At 54.4% G+C, this 26,690-nt stretch carries 35 protein-coding genes; 1 reads left to right on the top strand and 34 read right to left on the bottom strand.

The window, feature by feature from the left end; genetic code table 11:
- Positions 1–27 precede the first annotated feature (27 nt).
- From ACJ8PN_RS04955 to ACJ8PN_RS04945, 3 genes are read right to left on the bottom strand one after another with little or no spacing between them, the layout of a single operon-like run.
- Positions 28–726: a phage antirepressor KilAC domain-containing protein gene (locus ACJ8PN_RS04955; RefSeq protein WP_442534667.1), complete on the bottom strand. Its 699-nt coding sequence runs from the start codon at positions 724–726 to the stop codon at positions 28–30.
- Positions 719–997 (bottom strand): hypothetical protein, encoded by a 279-nt coding sequence (locus ACJ8PN_RS04950; protein ID WP_442534666.1) that lies wholly within the window; start codon positions 995–997, stop codon positions 719–721. Before ACJ8PN_RS04950 ends, ACJ8PN_RS04955 begins: the two co-directional genes overlap by 8 nt.
- Positions 984–1,151 carry an Arc family DNA-binding protein gene (locus ACJ8PN_RS04945; protein WP_442534665.1) on the bottom strand — a complete coding sequence of 56 codons (168 nt, stop codon included), beginning with the start codon at positions 1,149–1,151 and terminating at the stop codon, positions 984–986. Before ACJ8PN_RS04945 ends, ACJ8PN_RS04950 begins: the two co-directional genes overlap by 14 nt.
- A gap of 103 nt (positions 1,152–1,254) precedes the next feature.
- Between ACJ8PN_RS04945 and ACJ8PN_RS04940 the strand changes: the two genes are divergently transcribed.
- Positions 1,255–1,581, top strand: a complete 327-nt coding sequence (locus ACJ8PN_RS04940; RefSeq protein WP_442534664.1) for an Arc family DNA-binding protein — start codon at positions 1,255–1,257, stop codon at positions 1,579–1,581.
- Between the two features lie 49 nt (positions 1,582–1,630).
- Here ACJ8PN_RS04940 and ACJ8PN_RS04935 read toward each other — a convergent pair whose 3' ends face one another.
- The 31 genes from ACJ8PN_RS04935 to ACJ8PN_RS04785 form a co-directional block, all read right to left on the bottom strand.
- Positions 1,631–2,326 (bottom strand): lysozyme inhibitor LprI family protein, encoded by a 696-nt coding sequence (locus ACJ8PN_RS04935; RefSeq protein WP_442534663.1) that lies wholly within the window; start codon positions 2,324–2,326, stop codon positions 1,631–1,633.
- Positions 2,327–2,405: 79 nt separating this feature from the next.
- A complete protein-coding gene (locus tag ACJ8PN_RS04930) occupies positions 2,406–3,035 on the bottom strand; it encodes a tail fiber assembly protein (protein WP_442534662.1) in 630 nt (209 codons plus the stop codon).
- Positions 3,035–5,101: a tail fiber protein gene (locus ACJ8PN_RS04925; RefSeq protein ID WP_442534661.1), complete on the bottom strand. Its 2,067-nt coding sequence runs from the start codon at positions 5,099–5,101 to the stop codon at positions 3,035–3,037. Before ACJ8PN_RS04925 ends, ACJ8PN_RS04930 begins: the two co-directional genes overlap by 1 nt.
- Positions 5,098–5,724 carry a hypothetical protein gene (locus ACJ8PN_RS04920; RefSeq protein WP_048321463.1) on the bottom strand — a complete coding sequence of 209 codons (627 nt, stop codon included), beginning with the start codon at positions 5,722–5,724 and terminating at the stop codon, positions 5,098–5,100. The genes ACJ8PN_RS04925 and ACJ8PN_RS04920 overlap by 4 nt, the downstream gene beginning before the upstream one ends.
- Positions 5,708–6,934, bottom strand: a complete 1,227-nt coding sequence (locus tag ACJ8PN_RS04915) for a baseplate J/gp47 family protein (protein ID WP_274851216.1) — start codon at positions 6,932–6,934, stop codon at positions 5,708–5,710. Before ACJ8PN_RS04915 ends, ACJ8PN_RS04920 begins: the two co-directional genes overlap by 17 nt.
- Positions 6,931–7,263 (bottom strand): hypothetical protein, encoded by a 333-nt coding sequence (locus tag ACJ8PN_RS04910; RefSeq protein WP_049235278.1) that lies wholly within the window; start codon positions 7,261–7,263, stop codon positions 6,931–6,933. The genes ACJ8PN_RS04915 and ACJ8PN_RS04910 overlap by 4 nt, the downstream gene beginning before the upstream one ends.
- Positions 7,260–7,976: a hypothetical protein gene (locus tag ACJ8PN_RS04905; protein ID WP_442534660.1), complete on the bottom strand. Its 717-nt coding sequence runs from the start codon at positions 7,974–7,976 to the stop codon at positions 7,260–7,262. Before ACJ8PN_RS04905 ends, ACJ8PN_RS04910 begins: the two co-directional genes overlap by 4 nt.
- Entirely contained in the window at positions 7,973–9,016 is a 1,044-nt protein-coding gene (locus ACJ8PN_RS04900; protein ID WP_147839211.1) for a hypothetical protein, read from the bottom strand. Before ACJ8PN_RS04900 ends, ACJ8PN_RS04905 begins: the two co-directional genes overlap by 4 nt.
- Positions 9,016–9,291: a hypothetical protein gene (locus ACJ8PN_RS04895; RefSeq protein WP_048321459.1), complete on the bottom strand. Its 276-nt coding sequence runs from the start codon at positions 9,289–9,291 to the stop codon at positions 9,016–9,018. Before ACJ8PN_RS04895 ends, ACJ8PN_RS04900 begins: the two co-directional genes overlap by 1 nt.
- Entirely contained in the window at positions 9,288–10,004 is a 717-nt protein-coding gene (locus ACJ8PN_RS04890) for a hypothetical protein (RefSeq protein ID WP_048321458.1), read from the bottom strand. The genes ACJ8PN_RS04895 and ACJ8PN_RS04890 overlap by 4 nt, the downstream gene beginning before the upstream one ends.
- Positions 10,004–12,013, bottom strand: a complete 2,010-nt coding sequence (locus ACJ8PN_RS04885) for a hypothetical protein (protein WP_342125337.1) — start codon at positions 12,011–12,013, stop codon at positions 10,004–10,006. The genes ACJ8PN_RS04890 and ACJ8PN_RS04885 overlap by 1 nt, the downstream gene beginning before the upstream one ends.
- Positions 12,014–12,136: 123 nt before the next feature.
- Positions 12,137–12,724 (bottom strand): hypothetical protein, encoded by a 588-nt coding sequence (locus ACJ8PN_RS04880; protein ID WP_080479047.1) that lies wholly within the window; start codon positions 12,722–12,724, stop codon positions 12,137–12,139.
- The gene (locus ACJ8PN_RS04875; protein ID WP_261464137.1) at positions 12,724–13,161 is read right to left on the bottom strand and encodes a hypothetical protein; all 438 of its coding nucleotides are present in this window, start codon (positions 13,159–13,161) and stop codon (positions 12,724–12,726) included. Before ACJ8PN_RS04875 ends, ACJ8PN_RS04880 begins: the two co-directional genes overlap by 1 nt.
- Positions 13,162–13,164: 3 nt before the next feature.
- Positions 13,165–14,559, bottom strand: a complete 1,395-nt coding sequence (locus ACJ8PN_RS04870; RefSeq protein ID WP_147839207.1) for a hypothetical protein — start codon at positions 14,557–14,559, stop codon at positions 13,165–13,167.
- A gap of 4 nt (positions 14,560–14,563) precedes the next feature.
- Positions 14,564–15,499, bottom strand: coding sequence for a hypothetical protein (locus ACJ8PN_RS04865; RefSeq protein WP_442534659.1), 936 nt, complete (start codon positions 15,497–15,499; stop codon positions 14,564–14,566).
- Positions 15,483–15,914 (bottom strand): hypothetical protein, encoded by a 432-nt coding sequence (locus ACJ8PN_RS04860; protein ID WP_049233128.1) that lies wholly within the window; start codon positions 15,912–15,914, stop codon positions 15,483–15,485. Before ACJ8PN_RS04860 ends, ACJ8PN_RS04865 begins: the two co-directional genes overlap by 17 nt.
- Entirely contained in the window at positions 15,911–16,336 is a 426-nt protein-coding gene (locus ACJ8PN_RS04855) for a hypothetical protein (protein ID WP_070914872.1), read from the bottom strand. Before ACJ8PN_RS04855 ends, ACJ8PN_RS04860 begins: the two co-directional genes overlap by 4 nt.
- Before the next feature lie 12 nt (positions 16,337–16,348).
- Positions 16,349–16,834, bottom strand: coding sequence for a hypothetical protein (locus tag ACJ8PN_RS04850; protein WP_070914871.1), 486 nt, complete (start codon positions 16,832–16,834; stop codon positions 16,349–16,351).
- Positions 16,835–16,899: 65 nt separating this feature from the next.
- Positions 16,900–17,931 carry a major capsid family protein gene (locus tag ACJ8PN_RS04845; RefSeq protein ID WP_070914870.1) on the bottom strand — a complete coding sequence of 344 codons (1,032 nt, stop codon included), beginning with the start codon at positions 17,929–17,931 and terminating at the stop codon, positions 16,900–16,902.
- Between the two features lie 17 nt (positions 17,932–17,948).
- The gene (locus ACJ8PN_RS04840) at positions 17,949–18,827 is read right to left on the bottom strand and encodes a hypothetical protein (RefSeq protein WP_442534658.1); all 879 of its coding nucleotides are present in this window, start codon (positions 18,825–18,827) and stop codon (positions 17,949–17,951) included.
- 20 nt (positions 18,828–18,847) lie between these two features.
- The gene (locus ACJ8PN_RS04835; RefSeq protein WP_442534657.1) at positions 18,848–20,401 is read right to left on the bottom strand and encodes an NUDIX hydrolase; all 1,554 of its coding nucleotides are present in this window, start codon (positions 20,399–20,401) and stop codon (positions 18,848–18,850) included.
- Positions 20,402–21,277, bottom strand: a complete 876-nt coding sequence (locus tag ACJ8PN_RS04830; RefSeq protein WP_171884881.1) for a hypothetical protein — start codon at positions 21,275–21,277, stop codon at positions 20,402–20,404. It abuts the gene before it with no gap.
- Positions 21,249–22,679: an anti-CBASS protein Acb1 family protein gene (locus ACJ8PN_RS04825; RefSeq protein ID WP_442534656.1), complete on the bottom strand. Its 1,431-nt coding sequence runs from the start codon at positions 22,677–22,679 to the stop codon at positions 21,249–21,251. The genes ACJ8PN_RS04830 and ACJ8PN_RS04825 overlap by 29 nt, the downstream gene beginning before the upstream one ends.
- Positions 22,679–23,950 carry a hypothetical protein gene (locus tag ACJ8PN_RS04820; protein ID WP_240285334.1) on the bottom strand — a complete coding sequence of 424 codons (1,272 nt, stop codon included), beginning with the start codon at positions 23,948–23,950 and terminating at the stop codon, positions 22,679–22,681. Before ACJ8PN_RS04820 ends, ACJ8PN_RS04825 begins: the two co-directional genes overlap by 1 nt.
- A complete protein-coding gene (locus ACJ8PN_RS04815) occupies positions 23,940–24,725 on the bottom strand; it encodes a hypothetical protein (RefSeq protein ID WP_442534655.1) in 786 nt (261 codons plus the stop codon). Before ACJ8PN_RS04815 ends, ACJ8PN_RS04820 begins: the two co-directional genes overlap by 11 nt.
- 134 nt (positions 24,726–24,859) lie before the next feature.
- Positions 24,860–25,108: an Acb2/Tad1 domain-containing protein gene (locus ACJ8PN_RS04810; protein WP_055312916.1), complete on the bottom strand. Its 249-nt coding sequence runs from the start codon at positions 25,106–25,108 to the stop codon at positions 24,860–24,862.
- Positions 25,105–25,341: an Rz1-like lysis system protein LysC gene (gene lysC, locus ACJ8PN_RS04805; protein ID WP_442534654.1), complete on the bottom strand. Its 237-nt coding sequence runs from the start codon at positions 25,339–25,341 to the stop codon at positions 25,105–25,107. The genes ACJ8PN_RS04810 and lysC overlap by 4 nt, the downstream gene beginning before the upstream one ends.
- Positions 25,262–25,648 carry a DUF2570 family protein gene (locus tag ACJ8PN_RS04800; RefSeq protein ID WP_442534653.1) on the bottom strand — a complete coding sequence of 129 codons (387 nt, stop codon included), beginning with the start codon at positions 25,646–25,648 and terminating at the stop codon, positions 25,262–25,264. The genes lysC and ACJ8PN_RS04800 overlap by 80 nt, the downstream gene beginning before the upstream one ends.
- Positions 25,645–26,031 carry a M15 family metallopeptidase gene (locus ACJ8PN_RS04795; protein ID WP_442534652.1) on the bottom strand — a complete coding sequence of 129 codons (387 nt, stop codon included), beginning with the start codon at positions 26,029–26,031 and terminating at the stop codon, positions 25,645–25,647. The genes ACJ8PN_RS04800 and ACJ8PN_RS04795 overlap by 4 nt, the downstream gene beginning before the upstream one ends.
- A gap of 5 nt (positions 26,032–26,036) precedes the next feature.
- Positions 26,037–26,315: a phage holin family protein gene (locus tag ACJ8PN_RS04790; RefSeq protein ID WP_442534495.1), complete on the bottom strand. Its 279-nt coding sequence runs from the start codon at positions 26,313–26,315 to the stop codon at positions 26,037–26,039.
- Positions 26,305–26,682, bottom strand: coding sequence for a putative holin (locus tag ACJ8PN_RS04785; protein ID WP_048794968.1), 378 nt, complete (start codon positions 26,680–26,682; stop codon positions 26,305–26,307). The genes ACJ8PN_RS04790 and ACJ8PN_RS04785 overlap by 11 nt, the downstream gene beginning before the upstream one ends.
- Positions 26,683–26,690 lie beyond the last annotated feature (8 nt).

Genomic DNA, 26,690 nt, shown 5'->3' with positions numbered 1-26,690 from the left:
GTTGAGTGTAATTAGTCGGGTTCCTAACTATCTTTCATCCCACAATTTTTGAAGTTTCGTTAAACCTTTACCGGTAATCATGGCTGTTACCGATTGCTGCACTCCATGATCAGGGTGATCCCAACTGCCAAGTTTCACATCCAAATAGCCAGCTTCGATTTTTTCCTGATAGGGTTCGTTATAGCGCGTAACCCACGCAATCTGTCGCAGAAATTGAAACAGCCTGGTACGGCCAGTTCCCAAGATTTTGGCAGCCTGCGCAACGCTCATTGCCCCAGGAGCAACGGCAACCTTGTCATGAAACTCTACCTTTGGCGCATCTTCAAACACTTGATGCTCGAGTTGGTTGACGTGAGACTGGAGCCGCTGTTTCTCCTCAGCGAGATCGGCCGCAAGGCGTAATGCCTCGGGCAGGTTTTGGGGAAGCGCTGGCGCAGCCGACTCCAATTCCCGCCACCGCTTCGCCACTTTATGGCGCAGTGGGATGCTATAACCCATCACCAGCGTCATGGTCAGATCTTGGTCTAACAAAAACTCCTGATAGGTGCGTCCACGGGCATCTTGGTAATCTCCCGAAAATTCGGTAGATTGAATATTGAGCGATTCGAACATTTTACGACAGTCGGCCAAAACGTGATCATGCCGTTTCCCCGTCAGTTCTGCGATCTCTCGGCTGGACATGGTGGCGGCTTTGTTTATCGCTTCGTCATTTGCTAAACTAAGCATGGTCTTTTTCCTCGTTGGTCGCGGGAATTGCACTGGATGCCTTGGCGGTTGCCGCCGCCTGGGCATCACTACACTGACTAAAACCTACACCCAAGCCCTTCAGTCCTTCTTCAATCAAATTTTCAATCACCTCAATACCGCTGATCAAATGCTCATTGTGTATTGGGTCCTTAGAGTTGATTGCTACAGCAAGAACCCTGAGTAACGAACGGGCCTTACTCAGCGGTAGCGTGCTTTTATCAAACATAGCGATGATCTCATTGCTGTCCATTCCCCCCTCCTTCCTGAACGAAGGATTGCTCGAGTCGATAAAGAATCTCATCATTTTCCGAACGTCGATTCTTTACTGCTGCCTCTTTAAGCCTCCAGTTAAGCTCCTCGGGCATACGTATATTTTTTTGCCGCCTTCCCCTCACTACCTTCATAGTCACCCCTAGCTGCTATCTTTTTGATAGCTAAATGCTATCATTTGCTACTGTAGTAGCGTAATGCTAACATGTCAACATGGATTTTTGTGGGGGTGTGGATATGGCGAAAAAAGATGTTCAGGTCAACATACGGATGACAACCGAACTAAAAGAATACCTACTGGAAAGTGCATCATTAAGTAATAGATCTTTAAATTCAGAAATTATCGAACTACTTTCTAATGCGCTGATTGCCAAGGGAATAATAAAATCCAAACCAGTTAACTTTTCAGATTATACTGCGGGCCAGAATAAAGATGAGATGTATCAACTGTTTATGAATATGATGGTTTCTAGTTTCGTTGAAAACAACAAGGATAAGTTTAAAAAAGTTATTGACGAAGTTGCAGAAAAATATGTTGATGATAAAAATAAAAAGCCCAGGTGATCGGGCTTTTAATCTATAAACACACTGGCATTCACCAGAAATTTCATTGTTAATTATCAACACTGACAGAAACATTCCCACCATTGTCTTTTATTTCATATTTATAACTGTATTTATTACAAATCAAAGAGTATCCATTTGACATCATTAGAGGCCTGAAGGCACTGACCGAGTCGCACTTGTAGGAGCTACTCCTGGTAAACAAAACAAGTTTATCTATAAAGGAAAATGCTTCTGGTGTGTTGCTGAACAAAACAGCATCATGTTCAACTGGCGCAGCCCTTTCATTAGAGTCATACAGACTAAAATCCTTACTTCCCTTATTGCTTGAATTGCCCGCATTAGTTTCAATGCTGGCTTCAGGTGGTTTTTTATCACGTCGCCCTTCCCTTCCTATGAATTCATTTTTTCCATTCGTTGCTGGAATACCAGTTTTCACAATGGAAGAATAAATCCCAAAAGCTGTATCATACCATGAGTTAACACAAGCGTAATCTTGACATCTCTCTCTTGAATTCCATAAGGTTTTTGTTATTTCAGAAAATGCTTTCCGATCTTGGGCTGATGCTTTAGCTTTCCCATACGTATACTTTAAATCATCATCATCTTTAGATAGCTTCGCATCATTACAAATTGTTTTTTCCGCAAAGCTTTTAGCTTTTGCGCAGTCAAACGATGCCGCGCCTGCCTGATATGAAATACCAAGAACTATTAGCGATAAAATTGAAGTGCCAGTGATTTTCATTCTTTATACCTAACATTGAGAGTCAAGCGCAGTGTACACGATCAACACTGCGCTTAAAATACTCAACACCGCGGAGTACTTAAGCTGGCACCTCAGGCCACTTAATATCTGGTGCCCCCTCTGGATTAATGCGGCTCAACAGCGCTCGGTAGGTTTTCCAGGCTGTGAGCTGGCGCGTTTCGTCCTCCGTGGCAATACCTGTATCAACAGCATCTTGCAGCGGTGCGATAGCTGTGGTGGCCTCGCTCATCAGTTGAGTTTTCTTTTCGTCCGCTTCCTTAACCTGGGCAGCGTGCTGGGCTTCTTTGTCGGTCACCCACTTATTGCCATCCCACTTGTCATACGGTGTTTGCGGAGCGAGCAGCGTCCAGCCGGCAAGAACCGGCCCCAGATAATCAACTTCTCGGGCCTCACCAGTTTCAGTGCTATATGCGGGTTGTCCACGGAAATCATCGACTATTTCCCAGGCTGTGCCATCCTCCGTGCGCCGGATGGCTTTGTTGCCTTCAGTGGGCAGCGTTGGCTTGTCGGTATAGGAACCAGCCGCGATGCCAACACCCTGCGGGCAATATTGCCAGTAGCAGGACGTATACTCACGCGTGGTGCTATAGGCGCACTGATACGTCAATATCCAGCCCGCAGTTGTCGACCAGCCTTCGGGGCCTAAAACGGCTTGTTCAAAATCGAGGTTGTATTTTGGTGTGATCATTATGCTGCTCTCACGATGTAGTTGATTGCGACGTTGTAGGGGCGGGTCTCGCGCTGCTGTTCGGTTTCCTGCATGACACGGTAAGTGCCGGTGTTATCTGTCCCGGTGCCGACGGTATGGCCGGTGTCTCGCCCTGCATAGTTACCCCATTCACCGCCGCCAATGGCGGATGCCGGCGCTTGACCAGGCTGTATGGATAACAACCCACGGTTGGGGTCAACGCCCTTGCCGTTATCCTTACCGCGCAGGAATGCGCCGCGAAGGTCAGGCAACTGCCCTCCGGGGAAAGCCCATGCCAGACGCGGGCACTGACTCGTATTGAACCCGGAGCCATTACACATTAACCACCCTGCAGGTGGCGTTTCACCAGGCCATGCATGGATAATCCCCGGCGGTATATCGAGGTCGAGTACGGCAACTGTGCCAGCTTTACTGCTGATAGCACCGGATTGTGGGTTGAAGTCCCAGACACATTCAAAATTGTTATCACCACGTACGTGTATGGTGGGATGAGCAAATTCATTAGTACCCGGCATAAGGTAACCGTAGGTGACTGCCGTAGGGTAGCCCTGACCTTTACGCGTTGAAGTGCCTTTAGCTATCGGAACGAAAATGCCTCCAGTACTCGGCTCCCACTGCCAGTTAGGCTGGAAGAATGGTGCTTGTGAACTTAACTGGTCGGCATACGCCCCTGCACCCCACGGTATTGCTCCTGGCGTAGTGGCAACGGCTGGGGTAATCAGCTGGCCGGTCATGGTGTCGCCGATTTTTTTCACCGCACCGATGACGTCAGCAGTAGGCGGGTTTTTGACGGTATAAGCCTCTGTCCAAATCACACCATTTGCCGGTAAATTTGAATACCCGAAAAACGCCCGACCGCTATTCTGTACCGCCAGATAACTCGTTGAGGGACCACCGTCGCACGGCAGGCTTATTACGCCATAGACGTTAGAACCCGGTGCATTGGCCGATGTGCCGTTAACGCGGTAAATCATGGCCACGTTATTGTAGGCATCATCGCGATGCTGTGGACCCATACCCCAGCCGTACGCCGGAGGAGATGCCCAATCCGACCACGGGCCATCTTTGCCGTTCCAGGGGCCTGTCAGCCCCCTCACGAACTTTTGCCGCGTGCTGTAAGTCGTGTATTCCTGCTGACAACCATAAGCGCTGGGAGTGACCAGCAGCGTGCCCGCCAGATTTAACGGGTAGTGTTTGGCCGTCGTTGCTCCGGCATTCTCCGTTTGACAGTAAACACCCGCCTGGGACGGTGCGCCGATGGTGTTCAGGTCTACTGTTAGGGCGCTGGGATACACCGGTAATGCACCAACATCAAGTGCCTTCAACGTAACATTACCGCCGACATCTGGGCCGATTGAATTTACCGTCCGCACGGAGCCAACATCCGTGGTCGGGTTCAAAACGATGAACCGCCCCTGATCCGCATTGAACACCGCGAGGAAAGGATTTTTGGCAACGATATCCCCCGCGCGTAATGCCGTGTTGCTCCCCTTCACCAGCGGGTAAGTTCCCATCACACGGCCACCCATCGTTAACTGCAGCGTGCTGGCGCCGGTATTGTTCAGGGTGGGGTAAATGAGGATAGGCGTTTTTAATGCCCAGTCCGTCGAGCCGTTCAGGAAATAGGTTGCCGGCAGCGCCAGCGTTAACCCGTTTGCCGTACCGCCTGCCACCGCCGACGTGTAATGTCCGCTTTGCAGTTGTTCGATTTGCACGAACTGATTTTCTGAACCGCGTGTCGCGAAGTTGGCGATCACATCGTTCAGGGACCAGCCCTTAGCCGCGGTGCCTTCCTGACCGCGCACAACCGTCAGCATATCGTTGTTGACTGCGGTAAGGTGGCAAACTTCGAACACGGTTTCTTTCGCATCCGTGAGCGTAATTTTCGCGTAGACCTTGAGGGGGTTTGAGTCGTTGGCGTAATCGTAAGTGAGCAGACCGGCGAACAGCGCGCCCGCGCCTGGCATCACCTGTATTGTGGTCTGAGTCGCCGTAATATCAGCTGCCAACGACGACACGACGTTGTTTCCAAATCCAATAATCATTGTGCAACCACCGTTACAGAGTAGGTATAAACAAAGGGGAGCTTGACCAGAGACTGGCTGATCGCATCTTTCAAGAAATAGCCGACGCCATCGCCATAATCGGGGATCGTGATGGTGAACACGCCGTTATTGACCGTCACGCTGATATCGAAGGTGCTTTGCAACGGCGGATCGATGCCATTCGTGCCATGAATAAATCGCGCCAGGCGGCGCTTGAGCCAGTCGATACAAAAGTGCGAGCCGTCACCTTTATAAAAATTCCAGGTCAGGATCCGTTTAAAATAATCATCGGGTACGTATGACGCCGAACCCGGCACGTAATTTTTCAGGCCGGCATAAGGAATGGCGTTGTACTCGATGGTGTTATAAGCACCGCGGGCGATCGCATCCTCAGATATTTGCAGTAATGGCCGCCCTTCCCCGTAAATGCCGAGCGCGATCCAATCCAGCAACTCCCCCGTGATGGAGGGAGAAGTCCAGCACGGCAAATTAAGCGCATTGAGGTAGTCGAGATACCCCTGCGCCAACGTGTTATAGGCGGTGAAGAACGCGACGATGTTGGGATCGGCGTTATATTGCGTATACGGGTAAGCAGGAATGATTTTCTCAATTAGAGCTTGCATATTGCTTCACCTGTATCTGTGCCGCCGAGGTGGAGAAATAGGCGTAGGTGTCGCCATAAACCAGGCTTGACTCCGGTGCCGGTGGTTTAATTGCGCCGTTGATCCCGATTTGCACCTGGATCATTGACAGCAGCGACGCGGCAACGAGCCCCTCAACCGATTTCAGAAAAATGTCCTGTATCTGGAAAATATTTATCGGCTGGCCAACGGCGATAGCGTTCACGTAATCGGCGATGTTCTGCTGCACTGCTTTTGCAACGCCGGCCGGATCGATGTAGGTCGTCGACGCTGAGTTCCAGGTGATCAGCACCACCACGTTTTGCGACGATGGGACCACGAAAGGCACCTGGTAGACGTCGGGATAGACCGTGATCGGGATTGTTTTCTTTTCCACCTCCGCCCCCGATGGATTCGAGACATCGTTGGTCAAAATGGAAATATCCGGCACGGCTTTATAAATGGCATAGGCGACTTCATAAGGATCTCCGCCACCAACGACGGCCACCCATTTTCCGAGCGTCGCCTGGCGGAACGAAATCAGGTTTTCCTGTACGCCGTTCACTTTTTTCAGCGCGGAGCGGTAGCAGTCGGGCGTGCCTTGCACACCAAACATCCCGGCCTGCATCACCTGAGCACGATACGACGCGGGGCTTTGTTCGTCCGTCCCCGGCAGACCCGCCGTCAGGTTGGTGCAAGTTACCTGGTACGACTCCGGCACGGAGGTTTTCACCTGGTTAACCGTGCCTGCCGGCACCGCCCATATTCCCGTCGTGGTGGCCAGACAATACACCGGCTCGGTTTGCCCGCTGTCGGGGATCACCGTGTCCCGTCTCACGGTATACAAATAGGTGCCATCCCCAACGGTAAACCCCTTTTGAATACCAAAGCCGGGCGGTCCCGAGAATACGACATACACCGAGGTGTTCGTCCCTTCCCCCTGCTGCACGCCGTAGATAGCTCCCAGCTGTTTCAGCAGGTGAACGTTCGCACCATAAGGGCTGCAAGAATTGATCAGATCAACGCGCGCCTGGTCGCAAACCAGCAGCGCGCCGACGCTGGTGCTGGTCATGTCCTCAATCAATGAACCCGGTAAATCGGTCGTGATCCCAGGTGAAAGCCGCGTCGCCGTTTCTATAACCTGCTGGCGCAGCTCTTCCGCCGTTTTGGCGACGGGGCCGGTAATATCATAAATAACGGGTAAATCGCTCATACATACACCTTCGCCACTATTTTCGAGCCCGAGTTGGTGATAACCGAAATGTCGTACACCGGCGGATCAACTTCGGTCAGTGCAATCTGAAGTGAAGAAAAATGGCCGCTGAATTGCTGTTGCAGCCGGTTCACGTAAAAGGTGGGGATAATCTGCTGGATCACCGAACCATTGGCGGGAATGCCGTGATTCGCGAAAAAAGGGGACTCCTGCGGTGCCAGCTTGAGATTCTGCACCAGCGTGGTGAGATAGACGGCATCGTTGAAGCCGTTCGCATCAGTGGCGATCGTGACCCACTTGCCGGATTCGTCTTGCCCGTACGTTCTCATTCGGTAATGCTCCCGTCGAAACTCGTTGTCGGCCCGCCGGTGTTTTGCCCACCGTTGCCGTTACTGTGCTGATGGGAATTCACCCAGGTAAGCAGCTGCTGCCAGCCCTCATGCATAATGGCCGGACTGGTGCTGGCCTGCCCATCCGCCAGGGTTCCGCTCTGGCCGATCAACGACCATGAGCCATTTGTCAGCGTCAACACGGTACTGCCCACCGTGACCTTGAACTGCTCAGGCGTGGCAATCGTGATGCTCTCCGGAGTCAGCAGAAACGTCGTCTTGCTGCCGGCATCGCGTATCGTGACGCCTTCCGGGCCATACAACGTGAGAACTTGGCCGTCGACGCTCTCCCATTCCGTGTGACTGATCGGCAAAAACACCAGCGCGCTGAGATTGGCCGGCGGCGTGAGGTCGGCTGTACCGCCGCCCTGTCCGCTGGCACCGCCCAGATACGTATCCGCCGGGAGGACGATCCCCCGATCCCCCGGCTGCATGGGATAGCGGATATACTGCGGCCCAAACAATGGGAGGGTGACCTGCGGCAACATGAAAGGAATATCGCGCAGCAGGAAAGACACCGTGACCATATTGCCCGATCGGCTCACTACCGAGGCCGGTAGCACCTTACCGGCCATCTGCATGGCATCCGCGATTTTTTGTTCGGCGAACCGATGCATGTTTCCAGCGAAACTCTGTTTTTTTTCAATGCTCATGTTGCAGCCATTCCCCCTGTCGGATGGGCCTCAAGCACCGTCACCCAACTGTTAGCGTCCGGCTGCCGACTGTTGCCAAGGAGCCGCACAGAAGAAACCAGAAAGTCACCGGTAAAGGCGGCATCATCTCGGAATTGGGAATAGGAGGAGGCTTGTATCATCGGCCGCAATTTTTCAGGCATCCGAATATAATCCCCCACCTGAATGTCGCTGCGCATGACGCAGGGAATACTGACCGTGCCAAATTGCACCCACGTCGGTTGACCGACCAAATCGGTAAACGCTATCTGGATTGGATTTTGGTTGCGGTAACTGGCGCTTTTTTTCGAATCCTTGTCGATATGGTTGTCAAAATCATTATCGAAGACGCGGATCTCCTTACCATTCACCACCGTTATTTCTACGCCAGAATATTTATCATCCCTGATAATATTTCTGCTCAGCGCTTTTAGTTTCGCTGCCAGCTCGGACAGACTGCCGCAAAACATGTTGCTGTCGTAGTTATTCACCAGCCGGTCGCTGATACTTATCGAGTAACGATAATCACCGCCCATGTTCTGGAAACATTGCGTCAATGCGACAGACAGTTTTATTCCCTTATTCCACGGCAGCGTTAAGTTGATGGGTGCCAACGGCGCGGGATTCACCGCAGAGACTGCCCCCGCCGTTACAATCAGGTCAGTCCGTAGCTCAGTGCCCTGCCAGTTTCCCAGCACCTGCCACACCGTTCCCTCCAAGACCAGCCCTTGCTGTGCAGGTTTTGCCAACGGCAACCCTTTCGACATACCCACCCACATTTTTATCGTCATGCCAAACATGTTTTGTCTGGCCTGCTGCATATCTTTCGGGCCGATCCCCCAAATCGTGATGCAACTTTGCCCTTTGGGTGTAGACTCGCCAAATCGCTGGATATCAAACTCAATCATTAAATTGCCGGGATTGAAAACCCCATTTTTGAGGCTGGAATATTGCTTGAAGAGTTTTCCGGGATTGCCGTCTTTATCAGGTGGGGTAAAAATCTGAATATCGTAATACCGCATCAGTTGATTACCTCTATTTGTCCCGATGAAGATCGCCACACCATTTTCGTATTCGTAAATGCCCCGATAAGCAAATTAATGTCGTAGCCCACCGGCGAGTCGATCATGGGGGTGGTTAGCAGGCGATTTCCTGAGTTGTCAGTAATATTGAGATACCAGCGCTGCGCAGCAATATTCCATTTGGTCTGGCAGTTATACACCTCGCCATCGAGCATCGGCGTAAAAATCATGCTTTTCTGCTCATTACCAGAAAACGGATAAAGTGTTGTGCTCATAAATTAAACGCCCCGCTCAATTTACCGATAAGCCCGGTCACTGCATCCGAAACACTGCTACCCAGGGAGGTATTCCCGAGTGCGGAAACCGTATTGGTCCAGGCGCTTTCCGTAGTTTTATCGCCGTTATCAATCTTGCTCAAATAACTGTTGATCGCCTGTTCAGCACCGGTTTCAGTGATCAGCGGCTGTTCAAAGTCCCACAACCATTGACGCTGCGGCAGCGGATCATTCGAGCCAGTTACGTCCCGAACGGTGCGCAGGATGCAGCCGCTATAAATCAGCGACGGCGTGGCCACAACAAACGTGCCGCCAAGGTTGGCGTGCGCCTGCAGGACGGCCTGCAATGCGCTGAGCGTGACCAGCTTTGTCAGCGCGCCGGTATTTTCATTCACTGGCGCATCCATCAGCATGGGAATGCGCAGCGGCTGCGCCAGCAGCGCATTCGCGGCGACCGCCTGGTTAGCGAAGGGATAGCGGCCGATATCGTAATCCACCATGCTTGCGCCCTGCGCGGCGCGCCAGTGGCAGAAATATTTATCCAGGTCTGTCAGATTAGCCGCGCCGCCCAGCAGGTTGCTGACATAACTGGCGCTCTGCGTCAGCGCCACGATCGGCAACATCCCCCCAGGGATACTCTGCGCCACGCCGTCGCAAAGGATCACCGGGGAGATTTCAAACCCCAATTTGTAGAGCTCGCGCGTAAATGCCATTAACCGAATCCTCCGAGTTGCGTGCTCGAGACAATCGCGCTGCCGCCGGTGTTGTTGTACACCACCACGCCGGCGCTGCTGTTTCGCCTCTGGTTGTCCAGGATCTGCTGCAATATCTGATCGGTTTTACCCGATGCCTGTTGAGGGGCTGGCGCGGGGAGGTTTTGACGGGTTCCGGGACGTCCCTCCCCATAAACAGCCGCATACTGCTCTTTCACGCTGCCGACCGCACCGCCGGCGTTATTGATTATACGGGTGACTTTTTCCTCACTGAGGCGATTCCCCATCCCCTCCTTGACCGACATTGAAGAAATCAGCTGGGCCAACACTTTCGGATCGTTGAGGTTCAGCTTTTCAAACTCGGAGCGGCCGGTTGCCTTGGTGACATGATCAATGTACGCCCGCGTGTTGTTCTCCTTCGGTGGCGCCCATTTGCCGACAATATCGTGGATGTTGTCGACGCCTCTGGTGCCATAAATTTGGAGCTGTTTGGCCGCCGCCAGCACGCCCTCATCCAGCGTGGGGAACACTGCGAATTTTCCGCTCTTGGTGTTCGCCGTTTGATACCCGGCCGCCGCGCGCAGATTGGCCGGGTTATTGAAGCGATCGGCAATGGTCCTGCCCTTGGCGCTCACGTCCGCCGGACGCGCATCGACAGGCTCAACTTTGCCACTGGAGAAAAAGTGTTTGACGCCTTTCAGCCATCCCCAAACATGCGGATCGTCGTCAGTACCCGGCGTGTATGTCTGACCGCTCTGCGGATCCGTCCGCTTTTGGTCGCTGAGCATGGAAGAATGAGATTTCACATCGTCCAGCGTGATATCGGTTTTTCCCGTTACCCAGTCAATCACCTTGCCGATCAGCCGCCCTAACCGCTCAACACCGGTCATGAACGATTCCACGTCGCTTTTAAACTCGGGCGAGGCCAGGTAATTACCGAACCGCCGGATGCCATCTGCCAGCCCATCCAGCCATTTCCCCAGCTCAGGGGATTTAAGGACGGTATCCACCGCGCCGGAGAAAGCATCGGAGAGTTTCCCCAGCTCAGGCGTCAGTGGTGCCAATCCGCGAATGAAGGTGTTTTCTATGCCGACTTTGCTTCGATCCAGCTGAATGTTGAAATCCTGCCACTGCTTCAACTGCTGGTCCGTCAGTTGCAGGCGCTGCGTATCCTTTTGCGCCTGCTTGGTCATCGCATCGATCTCAGCGTCGCTCATTTTTTTGAAGCGATTGAGATCATCGAGGGTGAAGTAGTTGGTCAGCCCGTAGGCTTCCGCGCCTTGCTGGGTGCTGCCGTTACGCACGAAGATATCGCGCGCGCTTTTTATCATCTGCGGCAACAGGGTCGCCGGATCCTGATTGGGGTTATCAATCCCCATCGCCTTAAACTGCCAGCGTTTGCTCAGGTCCAGTTGGCTGTCCCGAATGGCGCCCAGCGTGCCGACGGGGTTACCGAGCACCTTCTGATAGTTCACCGCGCTGGCATTAAGACCGCCGGCAGTGGTTCCCAATCCCATAGCCGTGAACCGCTGCGAAGCAGCAGAACCCGCCAGGCGGTTGATACCCCACAGCCCACCCGCACCGGCCAGACCAGAAAACAGCCCCAGCACCGCCCCCCATGAAAGCAGGCTCGTCGTGGCGTCCTTCATGTGGCCGGCCAGACTCTTCGCGTCCTTGCTGGCCTTACTCAGGAATTTGCGCGCGCCGCTGCTTTTCTTGTTGAACTCGGACTGCGTTTTATTGGCCTTTTCGAGATTGCCATTCAGGCGGTCGAGCCCCTCGTTAATGGACGCGACGGCGGCGATCCCTTCGTTGAAGGCCTGAGCTATCGCCTCCGTGCTGCCCAGCACCTTTTCCGTCTGCTTGGCTGAATCACCGATCCCCTGCGCCGCGCCTCGCCATTGCTCCGGAAGTTCTTCGAGCGCCTTCTGGTATTCATTGAATTTTTCCAGGAACGCCTGAAATTTCTCGTCCTGAACATCAATTTCAACAACGGATTTAGCTGCCATTGAAATAGCCCTTCTGTCTTATTTCTTCCAGAATGAACCGCTGCCGGAAATGGAGCGGGCTTTTGTAGTCGCCAAAATCCAGTTCCCGGCAGAGTTCCCGGAACCCCTCACAGTAGGCCCAGGTCAGGAGGGAATGTACGACAGTTCCTGCGGGGCTGGCGGGGTCGGGGTATCGGTAGCCGTCTTCAACGTCGGTAAAGAATCGCGAAACGCCGTAGCGTTCAATGAGACGAGTTGCCCACTGTACATTTCGAGCGTTTTCCCCACCGTCGGGGCGATCAGGTTGGCTTTCTGAATAGCAGAGGAGACCATAAAAAACACCACTTCACCCTCAACCTCGCGGTATTCATCCGGATCGATGATTTCCTGCTTAAATGCCACCTCCAGCGGCACAGGGCGCCATACGCCGTTATCGTTGAAGATCACGGTGGTCAGGCGCTGAATATCATCGACAAGCGTCGGGGTACCCGCAGGAAGATCCCCGGCATCCTGCTGTGCTTTCAGGATGTTTCTCAGCATCATCGCGGCCACGCGCGGCGCGGCGGTTGTCCCTACTGACGTGAAGAAGTTGTGGAACATGTTCCCCAACAACACACAGTTCTCCTGCACCACCTCATACGGGAACGGCACAACGTGCAGGTACACCAGCGATCCGTCCTCGCGCGTGATCGTGCTGACGAAATTCAGTTTTCTGTCAATTTTCATACCCATCAATCCCACATCTTGTCATTGGTGGTCAGGTAGCCGGAAATTGTCGCAACAAAGCCGGCATCCGTACCGTTGAGGGTGATTTCGTTAAAATTCACCAGATAGCAGTTCAGAATGGTGTAGTTGCCGAAGGTCGTCGCATCCGGGGTAACCACCACCTCCCCCAATGCGGTATCAGTTGCAAACTGCCGTTGATAGCTGGCGGCCAGCCCCTGCGTTTTCAGCAAATGCACCGTCAAGGTCACTTGCTGGTAAGGTGCCTGGCTGCCCACAGTGCCGGTCATCGTGGGGATAATGTCAGTGGCGGCGGTATCCGGCCGCATGCTGATCCCCTCTTTGCCCAGGAATGACGCCGTGACGTTTAACGCCGGCTTGTCGGTAATGCTCACCGCGCCCCGGACGCGGTTAAGGAATCCCTGCGGTACTAATGGATTTGGCATTTATTACGCCCCCACAAAGTTGGTTACGTTGAGGTTGAAGGTGATGGACTCGAAACCACGCTTCGGTGTAACAACCGCACTCAGGCCGCTGTATTTCCCATCGGCGTAATCGGACGGATTCAGGCTGGTGTAGTTGGCGAACGGCACGGCGTTAATCACCGCGCTGCCGGCATAGGTGCCTTTCTCGTACTCTTCGTTGAAGACGTCCTGGCTGAGTTTTGTGTCGATCACCTGGCCGAGGATCAGCCCATAGCTGATGCCTGAACGCAGCGTTTTTAACCCGCGGCGCTGCAAGCGGTCGATGCCGTTCTGCTCGTAGTAAAGCGGGTTAACGGTGGTGTTGGAGCCGTTAATCACCTCATTCGCCAGATCCATCTCCAGATTGATGGCGCACCAGGCCACTGCATACCAATAGTTGAACGGCATGCCGTCCAGCATATGGCCGGCGACCAGCATCTTGTTGCTTAAACCACCCTCGGCCGCCGTGCCGATGTAGTTGATGTTGCTGTCCTGCAGGGATTTGAGCAGCTTGCCGTTCCCGGCAGGCGGATAATCCGTCACGCCATACATGAAGCGGAACGCCATCGGCGGCACCATATTCGACGAGCTCGGATCGTTGGCCAGCGACGACTGGAACGGAGCCGCCATAGAAAACTCAGTGGCGCCAATCCCCGGAGCCTCTACGCCGGCGAACACATTCGGGTATTTACCCGTCGCCCAGGCTTCATAGGTGGCAATGGTGGTGGTGACAAAAAACTTCACCAGCGATCCCGGCGAGGTGTAGTTGTTCGCCAGTGTCTTGAATGTGGCTTCTTCATCCCATTCGCGGGGAATCAGGTAGGAGAAGAATTTTTGATAGGTGTTGCCCAGCGAAATATCTTCGTCGATAAATTTGCTTAGTGCCTCGACCGCAGCCTTCACACTCAACTCACCCAGTTCAAGCACGTAAACCGCACGGCTGCTCCCCTGCGCCCAGTAGGTGGTATTCATCTGTTGGATTTCACCGGCTGCGACGGATAGCGCGGATCCCATCTTTGTTGCGTTACCCGGATTGGTGCTTAACGTATAGGTAAACGCCTTGTCGCCGGTCACCGTTGCGGTATACGCGCCGTTGTACCCCTCAGGCTCCACACCGGAGATCACGACCGGCACTTTGTCTCCGTTGGCCCAACCATGCGCTTCAGATAGCGTCACCGTGACGGTATTCGTTGCCCAGGCGATTGCCGTGATCGTTTTAGCCGGCGCGACAATCGTTTTCAGGTCGTCTTTTGACGTCAGCAGCTCGTAACTGCCCGGTGCCAGCGTCGTCCCACCGACAGAGACCAGCGCGCCGGATTTCAGCAGTTGGCTCGGCTTCGGTGGGTTGGTGACCGATACATTAATATTCACTATGGCCATTTAATTATTTCTCCACATAAATGGACGGGATGGCGGACGTGATCAGCTGGCGGGCGACATTCCTCATCCGCTGCTGATAGTAATTGACGCGAAATTTAATCTTCTTCCGCATGGCGATGATGTTGAGCTCGTTTTGGGTCACGCGCTCATCCTGCACCACGGGAATATTCATCACGCCCATCTCGGCATCATCGCTGAGCGTGTATTGCTGGACGTAGCGGAGAAAGTCCTCTACGGATGCATTGCGCAGACCGGTTACCGAAATCGTCACATCCTCGGAAACCAGCTGGTACTGGTTGGATTTTTCATCCAGGTAAAAAGCGCCGGCGACCGGTACCGGGTCACTGCATTTCACCGTGGCATACGGTGGCGCCAGGTTCTGCATTGACAGCATGGCCGGAAACATTGGCATGTACTGGTTCAATGAAAGCCAGATCGGCAGCGAACTGGAGACCACCACATCCGCCAGATCGATGTCGGCCGGTGAGTTGATGATCTGCGACATCATGTGCGGGTAAATGGCGTGCCCGGTGTAGTGGTAAATATTGGCCGGTTCGTTCAACCCGGAACGGCGAGAAAATGCAAACCGGATGCCGTAGAACTCGCCGATGTAGAGCACCTCGGAGCCAATATCATTGAATGGGTCGATATCGGCCTGCGCGGTAAACGTCACCACGTTTTTGTCGTAGAGCTGCTCCTCGTCCTGAATGCTTTCCGTTGTCAGGTGCAAGTAGCCTTTTACGTCCTTGGTATCCGGTTCACTGCCCGGATCATCGGCAATCGACGCCTTTACCCAAAACACAAAGCCATCCAGCGGAAGCACCTTGCGGACGTATTTGGTGAACGTCACCGAAGCCGATCGGCTGATATCCTCCAGCCCCTGCACCAACGATGCGTTAAGCTCCGTTTTAGCCTGGGATAATTCATTGAGGGAAGGCATTCAGCACCCCGCTTATCCAGGCGCGCATTGAGGCCTGGAACATACCGGTATCGATAAATGAAGGCCGCACCTCACCCTTTTTCCCTTTGAAACGCTTGCTGATACCGTCCAGCGCGCGTTTCGTGGGTACGCCTTCCGTGCCGTTCATCTCGGCATTGTCCAGAAACGCCACAAAGAGGTGATGCACCTGCGACATGGATTCCGCGAACGGATCCGAAGGCAACGGCGCGCCCGCCAGCAGATTTTCCAGCCCGGCGGCCAGGTCATCACTCATCATCCGCGCAATATCCTCGCCGTACCGATCGAAGAACGTCTGCATGATGTGATATTTCCCTTCGAGAATGTCGGCCACGTCGCCGGTCGTCGTGGCCTCGTTCTCATAGGGAAGATCAAGGACGCCAAGATGGAGTTTCATGACAGCCCCCACAAATCCCCGTACTGCTGCGCAATAGCCAGATACCAACGACCATACGGATCTTTAAGCTGTTGCAGATCCGCGAGCGAAAGATTTTTAAAGGCATCACTGACGACCCGGGTCTGACTGGTCGATTCATCCGCTGAGGCGCTGATCACCCCGGCAGTGAAATTATTGGTTCCCAGCGTTTTTCTGAGTTCACCGAATACCGCCTCGGGGCCAAAATTGATGAGAAATGACGCCGCGAGGTTGTATACGGCCTGCGAATACAGAACGGGGCTAATACAAGCGAGCTGCCCGTTCACCCAGTCCATTGACATTGACCAGGCAAGGTTAACGCTCGGATCATCGTCGGGTAACACGTCAGCGCTAACGCCCATCGTGTTTCGGATAAACAGGATAAAACCGGCCAGTTCAGGCATGACACACCCCGCTTATTTTTTCTTTCCTTTGCCCGTGCTAACGGCCAGTGTTTCGTCAACGAATTGGGTTTCGTCCTTGTCCTCGTTGGCGTTCATTCGCTGTTCTGCGCTCACCTCCAATTCACCGCGATAACCGCTTTCCTGTTCGCTCAGCGCGTTGTTGGTGGCGATCACTGACGCCTGACGGCGTTCATGTGCGGCGCGGTTTAGGTGATCGTCGTTATCACGCATCGCTTTTTCGATGATGCGCGACTGCACCGGCTTGTCGATGCTGTAGCACAGGCCGATATAAACGCGGTTCTGGTCGATTTTCGTGGCGTCGATCAGGCCATAAACGCCATGCTGCTGGATCACCAAATCAATTTCCCCCCGGGTGCCGTCCAACACGACGGATTGCGCGCCGGCATTGATTGGGTGGTAAATCAGTCGGCCTGTTTCAGGCTGGCGATAGGCGAAGTCGTGGCGTTGCTTGGTGGTATTGGCGATATAAAGTTTCATCTTCACTCCCGGATAAAAAAATCCCTACGCACCAGAAGGCGCGCAGGGAAACTGACGCGGCGGTATTAGTCGCTGTATTTCATTGAAATGACGGTCAATGCCTCAGGACGCAGCACCCAACCTGAGGTGGATCGCATTTCCGACAGCACATCGATAGCGCCACCGGCGATCGGGGTTGGAATTTCACGCGGCGCGGCCATGTCGCACAGCATCAACGACGTGGCCTCCAGTGACGGGCTCAGTTTGGCGAATTCGTTGGTGTTGATTTTCGCATTCACCTCCGGCCGCTCAACTTCAGGCATCGCGATAATGATCGCGTCGGTACCATTAGCACCGGCACCGATCAGCGTGTCGTCATATACCCAGTCGATGCCGCAATCGGCTTCATCGGCCACGTTCGCCACAGTGCCTTTCACCGTCGACGTACCGCCACCCGGCCGCTGATAGCTGGTCAGTTGGACGATTTGTTGCATCTCCATCGTGCCGAGGGTGCGCTGCGGACCCAGAATAACCATGCGAGACGGGCGCCCCATTTGCATGGTACGCGTGCGAATCGCCTGGATCTGCGCCAGCAGGAATACCGCCATCTGCCCGTGGTCATAGGTCAGTACGGTGGTATTACCGTTGCTATCTGCCGGCAGGCTGATCGTGGTCGCACCGTTGGTGTTCAGTACGCCCTCGCCGCCTGCCGGGTTCATGCCGTACAGCAAAGCGCCGCGCAGCTGCTGGAAAATTGCCTGGCGGGTGCCAAGACGTTGCGCTTCTGGGAGAGCAATGCCCCAGTTGCCGGCTGCGGCCATATCGTGATGATCGTAAATGGCGCGCGCACGGAACATATACGTCGGGGTGCTAATCATCCGCGCATCCAGCGCCACCGAAGGGAGCTGGTTGGCGTTGCCAGACTGGCTGCTGGTCACCTGGGTACGAATATCCAGGCGTTTCATGTAGACGTATTGATCCCCCTCCGACAAACGAACCAGCGGATTACCGCTGGCCATAACCGAAAAGGCACCGGATGCCTGCTGATAGCTCAGGATCATTTCCGGCATGATGTACGACGGGTTAACAATTTGATAGGACGGTGTAATAGCTGGCATCTCTTAGCCTCTCCTGGTTACAGCAGAATTACCGCAGCGTTTCCGCTGTCGTTCCAGGTAGCAAAGCCCGTAGCCGAATCGTAAGCCACGGTTTTGCTGTTACCCTTCTGCATTTCAATGATTTTTACCGGCAGCGCGACAGCGGATTTATCTGCTGCGCCAACGGTGCCCTGCTTGGTGGCGTTGCCAGATGGCACCGATACCGGGGTGAAGGTGAAACTGGTTGCGGTTGGCGCACTGAGCACTTGAACCGTGCCGTTATAGGCTGCCGGTTCCGCCCCGGTAATGGTGACGTAAGCCCCCACTGCTAGGTTATGCGCGCTGGCCGTCGTCGCCGTGGCAAACCCGGCGGCATTCCCCGCAGGCGCTGTCCAGTTGATCGCGGTGGTCTCAACGTCGGCAGCCGCGGTGCTGAACACATCCAGACTGTCGGTCGCGAAATTCCACACCAACGGCTGATTCACCGACATGCCCGCAGTGTTACTCCCGAGGGTGATAAGCGCATCAGAGGCTTTCACCGGGACACGCATACCCGAGCCAAAGCGATAGAACGACACGCTCATGTTGCTCAGGTACAACGGCACCGGCGATTGCGGCGTGGTTAAACCGTTATGGGCCTGGTTAAACACCGAGATCCCCACCAGATCGGCAATCGAAGTGGCGCGCTTGATGGTCGTGCCTCGCGGTGCAGAAGAGACGCCCGGAACCAACTCATTCACAGCGACACCGCCCCACAGTGGGAGGGTTTCGCTATTTGCCAACGTACCGGAGGCCAGCGCATAACGCGCCGCCGGATCATCCAGCGCCATACCCTGAATCAGACCATCGGATTTCGTATAAAACGTTCCGAGGGCGTTGGTGGTCTGCATGGGATTAACTGTCAAAACGCTCGACATGTTTTATGTTCTCCGAGTGATTACTGGTTGATACCAGAGAGTTTGCGGCTAACCGCCTGGAAAGGTGCCCAGCACGCAGATGGTTCACCGATAAAGTTGCTGATCCGGCGGCCGGTGGCATCGGTACGCACCACTTCGCGCAAGCCTGAGCCCGGTTCCAGACTGGAAGCCGCCGACGCCTGCGCATCCGCATAGATTTTTTTCTCAGCGATGCTCAACAGCTGGCTGTCGGCAATCGTATGCAGATCCACCTCTTTATAATCGGCGGAGTATTTTTGCAGGCGGGTCATGATGCGGCGGCGGTAAGGCATGACGCGTTCGCCGGCCATCGGCTGCGGCGCGCGCTCGCCGAAGGACGCAAACACACTGTCGGCCTTGCACTGCGTGTCGGCGATTTCGTTGCGCTCCTCGTCGCTGATCTCCTGAGGGATACGGCTTCTCATTTCTTCCATGTCTGCACGAATTTTCTTCAATTCGGCCTCAGCATCAGCTTTGTTTTCTTCTGCTGGGGTGACCGGCTGATTGATGGTATCTGCTTTCTCCTCTACCTTTGGCGGTTCAGGAACTGGTTCCGGCGTTGGTTCCGGTGTCGGAGTTGGCTCAGGCTCGGGTACTGCATCGGGCTTGGCGCTAGCATCGCGAGCGTCCAAAACCTTGTTAATCAGCTCAACTAATTTTTCTTCATCCATTTTCTGGACCTCGTTCAATGTGTCGGATTTAACCCCAGCGGGATCGCCCAGCTTGTCCCAGACGCCCTGCTCGCAAATAGCCAGGTGATCCAGCAAAACCGGGTTTCCTTCCAGCAATAGCGGTTCGCCGTCGACGTTGATCAAAACGTCGTCGCCGCCCGTCACCGTGGGGGATGTGCTTAATTGCCGCGTGGAAAGGTTGACAGCGGCGTCAGTGTCATAGATGCGGGCCATTCCCCACACCTCGTCACCCTGGATCCAGGCAAAGGCGATCGCCCCGATTGTCCTCGCGGCAAATTCCTCACTGTTCAGTACGTTTTTTTCAGGGTGCCACCAGATAACCGGCAGGCCTGAGCACCGGGCGAGAAACTCGTCAGTGAGATAATTTTCGGGTGAGCGATAGGCGTACTGCCTGAACTTGGAGCGCCAGGTAACACCCGTGCCGGTGATACGCAGCGCCCACAGATACATATTTCTGAAAAACTGCGGGGATGTGAGTTGGCCGCCGGAGATCAGCCCGGCGACGTCCATTTCATTAAGCGGCTCGGCCTCAAGCATCGCCACCATGCCGGGGTGCAACGGCTCGGGGAGTTCATCCAGCGAAAACCAGCCATACGCCTGATTTTCCTCATTCAGAACCGCCTCGAATTGTTCGCCCCCCTCGGCAATATAGGTGACATAGCCATCAATCAGAGCGTGCGGCGTCAGCGGTGCGGCATAGTCAACGCCGCATTCCTCCAGCACCTCACGCCTTGCAGCGGCTTCGGGTGTTTCCCCCTCTTCGAGCTTCCCACCCGGCACCGCCCACGAACCGTCATCCCCACGCTTAACCAGAAAAACCTTTCCGGCGGATTTGAATAAAATCCCGGCAGCGTAGGTTTCCACTTACCCTCCTGTGCGTATGCCCTCAAAATTCGCCGCACGCCGGCCAACAGACAAATTCCCTTCGGTGAATTTCTTCCACTTATCGGTTTTCATCTCGTCAGGCAGGCTGCGCACGTTGTAGATGTAGGTGAGATAGCACCGGCAAAAAACTTCCTCGCCGGGCTGGGTGACTTCATCGAGATAACCCGCCGTGCCGGCGCGCATAAATCCCTTTTTCAGCGCCCAGTTGCCGCGAATGGCGTATACCTTTAAATCACGGTCCTTATGTGGCTCCCGGTAATCGTAATTAGGCTGGCGCCAGTGACTGTGCCAAACGGCAGCAATCGCGCCGCCCTCGGTGGCGATGATGTTGTCGATATTGGCGATCAGCTTGTGCGTCTGATCCACCATCACGCGCCGCTGCTCAAAATCAATCTGCCTGGCCGATTTGGCGATGTGCTGGCTGGTGTCTATCACACCACTACGCGATGACGCTGAAAGCCCAGGGCTTAGGGCGTTAATCGGCGGGATACTGGTGGCCCATCCGCTAAATCGCTGAATGGTCCGATTTACCGCCTGCGTGCGGTTCAGCTTTATCAGGTCGGCAGAAGCCATAATCCGCCGGTCCAGCTCCGCGCGCAGCTTGGGTTCAACGTAATTCAACGTGAATCGGGAGACGCCAAGGTGCCGTTTAAGCGCTCTTTCACGCCCAATCTCCAAATCGTAAGCCGCCGTTAGCCGGCGCGCTGCGTAGCGGTAAAAATCCTCCCCGCCTATTTTTTCCTCCGTGGCGTTTCTCAGGCGCTCGGTCCACATAAGCAGGCGTTCCTCACTGCTGTAGCCGTGCTCCAGAAAGTCCTTTATGGCGTCACGCAGCTCTCTGAGAAAGGGGCTCATCGGGGTTTTCTCCGTCTGGTGGCGCTGTCACCTTAGGTGGATTCTGTTCAAGCAGTTCGTAATCCAGCTCCAGGCGATCAGCAAATAAATGCTCGTTCATGTTGGCGTTTTCGCAGGCCCACTTGATCAGCGTCGCCCGGTTTTCTGGATCGCTGGAAAGTTGCGGCAGAAGCACGGTCAGCATCTCGGTGATCGCCTTGAAGCGCGTTTCATCGACTTTGACCTTTTCGCTTTCCGGCTCTTTCAGGGAGGACGGCCATACATAATCGAAATTTCCCACCCACGAGCTGAATGCCGATTGCCAGGTAACATTTTTGTATTCTGGAATATCGTTTTTCAGCGCCTCGAAAAATTCCGGCGACCAGGCGCGGTACTGGACGATCCGCACAAAGAAATCGTAAAGCGGCTGTAGATCCTTACGCACATCATCGATGTACTGGGCGACGTACTTGGTGTCCTCCTTCCCCTCACCAAATCCGTTGGAAAACGTCTCGTTGTTAAGCAAAAGCGCCGGCATATCAGCGGCAGCGGCGATATTCTCCAGAATATGCTTGCGGGCTGTATCCAGCGGCTTTTCCAAGTTCTGCATGTCGAGCGATTCGATTTTGTCGCTCTCGCCGACCTGAAGCACATCGCCATTGCCACCGCGTTTCAGCATCCAGCGCTTGATGCCGGACATTTTCTGCATCGCGGCGTTAACAATGGAACTGGCCTGTTTGATAAACGCCACCAGCAACCCGGCTTTTACCGTCACCATGTCGTCAGCGCGCATCGACTGGATAAAGGATTTCAGCGGGTACAATGCCCGTTGGTAAACGCTGCGGCCTGCGAAGCCGAAGGACGACGGCGTGTAAGCCAGATAAATCGGGTCTTCGTTCATCATCACGCAGCAGCGGCTTTGGTGATAAGGCCTCCCTGCTGCCGTGACGCTGCCGACTTTCTGGAAATCCGCGCTGTTCGGGTCCTGATCCAACACGATGGATCCCGCCGTATTCATCGGGTCCAGAACGTTAAAAGTGAGCGCCTTCTTATACAGGCTGTCGTATTCGGCCGCTTCGTTGGTAGGTTCACCATCAATCAGCATCACGACAGCGCCAACGCCATAAATACGCGACTGGCGCGCCACGTTGGCAATGAGACGGTCCGCCTTGAGGGCTTTCCACTCTCGCTCGAACGCTTCGCTCAACCGCTTATCCGGGCCACGCGTCACGCGGACAACTCGCGGCTCAGCCATAGCCAGCTTAATCGGGCGGTCGACCATCTTCCCGCCCAGCGGGTGAAACAGGTAAATCAGTTTGCACAGCTCATAACCGGCCTGGGCACCTGGCTCAATACTGTCACCCTCAAGGATCTGGCTGAGGACGCCAGCGTTGCTACCCATGCAAAGATCGTTGGTGTCCATCAGAACCCCTCTCCGTTACCAAGGCCCAGCGCGACGCCGTAGTTGAAGCAATCAAACAGGTCGTCGTCCTGGTTTTCTTCACCGATGATGAACTGGAGAACTTGCGTCAAAAGGTGATTTTTCTTCGACTGCTTGTATTCCACCAGCTTGTCATAGGCGTATTTCGAAATGCGTACTTTCCCCGACGCCACATACCCGGAAATATTGATGGCGCGGGACTCTTTGGGCAGCGATGTGAGCTCGCTGTCGATTGGGTGAACGTTCCAGCCCTCGTTAGCCCCTTGCTGCAATAGCGTGATACCGGTGGCTTTGTCCTCAATGAACAGGCCGGTGGTACCCATGCGGGCATTGCAGATTTCGCTCAACGATTTGGTTTTCCCGATCCACTGCGGGATTATTTCTTTCAGGAAATAACCGTCGATTTGGATAATGTCCCAATCCAGAATCACCAGGTGCGGGACTGGCAACGTATCCAGGGCAAACCAGATACACGCCGAACCATCGTGCTGGAGATCACCTTTCTGCGCGCAGTCAACCACGCCATAGACCGTATCGCAGGCAAGCGGGTAATCGACTGGGGCGTTGTTTTCCAGCAGCCAATCCAATTTGAAGAAGTTCTGCCCTCGCCAATCGACGAAATCAGCGTTGTATTCCTGCTGAACCACCATCGGCGGACGGCCGGCGATTATTCGCGCCAGCGCCTCGGGGTTAATGGTCGGGTTCGCCGACGTGGGCGCATGATGCTCTTCCCACCCCATCGATTTATCGTTGCAGGCCTGATAGAAAAAGTTCTCGTCGTCCACGCCCTTCGGCGTACCGGCCATGATGGCGTCACCATCAAAGTCGAGCAGCGTCGGCTCTATCGCCTGTTCCCAAATATCACGCATACCCTTTTTAACCAGGCTGCCTTCGTCGATGATGACTTTGTGATATTTACGGGAGCGGCCGGCGTCCGGGTTGTCCAGCGTCCAGAACTCCACCTGCCCACCGCCGATCGTTTCGATTATCGAATCCGTCTTGCTGGAACTGGTGGTGATCGGCTTGAGCAGATCCCGAATGGCCTTAAACGAGGGCAGCAGGATTTTATAGGACGGTGCAAACCAGCCCACGCGCATCTGTTTTGCCGCCCAATTGCCGCCGGCCTGTTCCAGCATGGTGGTTTTACCAAAGCGGCGCCCGGCGCGGATCACTTTCCTTTTGGCCGGCGAGCGATAAATTTTCTTCTGCCCGTCATGGAACGGCAGGAACGTGATCGTGTGTTCAGTCGCCATCGGGAGAATTTACCAAGTTGATAATTATCTGCGGGCCGCCCGGCTTGTCATCCCCGTTGGTTTTCTTCTGCCGAGCAAGTTCGAGCTGTAGTCGTTCGGCTTCCAGACTAACTTTCTCGGTTGCCGCATAACGATAATCAGTGTCGACGTAGATTTTTCCGACAGTAGCGAGCGTTCCGGTAATAGATTCGATGCGAACGGTGTTGCGCATCATGGCCTTTTCTGCAGCGCTGATATTTTCAAGCAGCGCTTTTCTCTGCTGTGGATCTTCAACATCTTCAAGTTTTGTCAGCCAGCGCCCTATGTTTTCCGATGCAACCAAATTGCCAGCACGCAGCCGGAACAACTCGTCTTCCAGCGTCAGCGCTTTGGCATCCTCTATCACCTCATCGCTCAGCAATAGACGACGGGCATAACCTCCGTGTTTAAGCGACGCCTGGTTGCGAGGCTGGAATGCGTTAATGGGTGGGTCGGTACGCGCACCACGTATCGGTTTCGTATTTGCCGATGACGGGCTTCCCCCTTCTGTGTCATTTTCTCCGGAGTCAGGATTGGCGGGCGCTTCCTTAGTACGCACCTTTGATTTTTGCGTACCGCTTTTGCGTACCTGCGTACCTTTTTGCGTACCGCTCTTTCCCTTGCGTACCCAGCCATGCTTTTTGGCGCGCTTCCTGATTGCCCCCTCACTGATGCCGTGTATCTCTGCCAAGTCGCGGAGAGAAAGTTGACCGGCACAGTAATCGCGCTCGAGGCCGCTTTCTTCCGGTTGTGACATAGTATTCTCCATAAAAAAAGCCATCAGCCTGCCGGTGCGCTGGGTGCGCGGTGGGTGCAGGTAGACGACTTTGGTTATTTTGCTTGCGCATTATCGATGGCACTCAGTGAATGCCACCTGTAATGCAGATGGTGTTAGCAATCAGCATCCGGCTTCGCCACGGACCGGCAAGCGGCCATACAAGCTCGCTTCATATCCATCTCAGCCTGGCGAGCCCAATCCGTTGCTTCCCAATCGGCCCGGACATCGCCAACATGCTCGCGCAGAAGTTTGATGAACTGGCGGCTGATATCTTTGAATTGATTCATCTTCCCGATTTCGCCAAATGACAGTTCACGATACCCCGTTACAGTGCTGCCATCTTGCGGCTTAGCTTCGCTCATTGTTTTCTCCCGGCGACTTCCCGCCATTGGTTCAACGTGGCCACCTGGCCGGCGCAGATTGATAACGCTGTTTGAAGAGCCAGCGCGTGACTGCCAATGTCGCCCCAGGTATCGCCTTGTAGCGTTGGCACCTCGCAAGGCTTGAATACTGACTCAGGGGGCAACAGGATGATTGGCACTGGCGGCGTTGGTATCCGTTCCGCGCAGGAGGTCAAGCACACCGCCAGGAGCATCACGGCGGCTGCACTCATCGTTTTTGATGGCATCCTGGTATTTCCTCTGGTAAATTTCGCCCCGCTGGCGCAGTTGCTGCTCTCTCTGTTGCTGTTCGGCCATCAGCTTGCGGTTACGGGCGTCCTGTTCCTGCATGGTGGCGATCAGTGCGGCCTGCTGCGTCAGCGTTTTTTTCTGCTCTGCTACCTGCTGTCGTGCCAGCTCCAGCCGATGTGACAAAAGCGAGCTATATCCGCCCAGGCAGATCGATACCACCAGCAGGAGCAATAAGCCCCCATTTGTCAGTTTTTGCAGCCATCCACTCATGCCGGGTAATCCCGAAACGTGAGCTGAAAGTGCGGACCATCTTTCAGAGTCTTCCAATCACCGCCCCACTCAACCGCAGTCCCCAGCTCTTCACCTGCTTGTTTAAACGCTGCGGCGATCTGTTCGTAGTATTTCCATTCCCAACTGATATTGCTGCCGAGATATGCCACCACGTCCACGGCATGGCCGGTCAGATGGCGACTGTTCATCGTTTGGCTGGCCCCAGCTTCAACCATCTGTTTTTGACGCTCACGACTACGAAGACCTTCCGTGATGCCGAAATCAACGGGTGATAGTTCAAGTGCCCGACGGGTAACCGCCACCAATGCAGGGTTAACACCAACGAGATTTTTCTCGCTGCGTTGGCTAAATGTATAAGTCATGATATTTACCGTTGAAAGGGTTTAGCCAAGGTCATGACATTGCCACGCGATGCAATCACCGCCACGCAGAACGCCATGTTGATCAATGTCTCCGACCAGTTCGAATAGTGATAGTCGCCAGTCAGAATGCGAATGGTCACCGAGGCACTAGCCACAATCAGCAACCAGGCACAGAAGGCTGCGAGAGGCCTATGCGTCGCACCATTTCGGCGATACAGCATCATGCGGGCGGCTATCACCGCACAGGTGATGGCATTAACGATTAAGAGGTAATCATTTAGCATCGCTCCCCCCTCGCCGGAATCGGTCGAAGAATCCTGTTGGGTTTTGGCTGGCTGACATCAAAAGCCTGACAGCGATAGCAGAAGCCACCAGCGCACCAACCGGCTCATGTGCTTCAATGCCGACAGGCGTTGCCCACGTGATAATGGCTGCGGCAAACGGTGCGGCAAGGATCCCCACCAGCAACGAAGCCACAAAGAGTGCCATCTTTTTCAGCCACGAAAACTCACTGGCCGACATCACAAAAATTACAGCCCCGGCAAACGCGCCGATCAGCACACCGGAATCCACGCCTGATAACAACCCGACTACGGTCACACCGGTCAACGCAGTTGTTGCCGCCCCAGTAGTCCCTACAGGCTCAGCCATCTTTTTGC

Origin of the sequence: Serratia sp. CY76391 (genome assembly GCF_052166695.1) — a bacterium.
GTDB classification, from domain to species: domain Bacteria; phylum Pseudomonadota; class Gammaproteobacteria; order Enterobacterales; family Enterobacteriaceae; genus Serratia; species Serratia nematodiphila.
The sequence above is the reverse complement of the archived record's forward strand: the minus strand, read 5'-3'. Positions and strand labels throughout refer to the sequence as shown.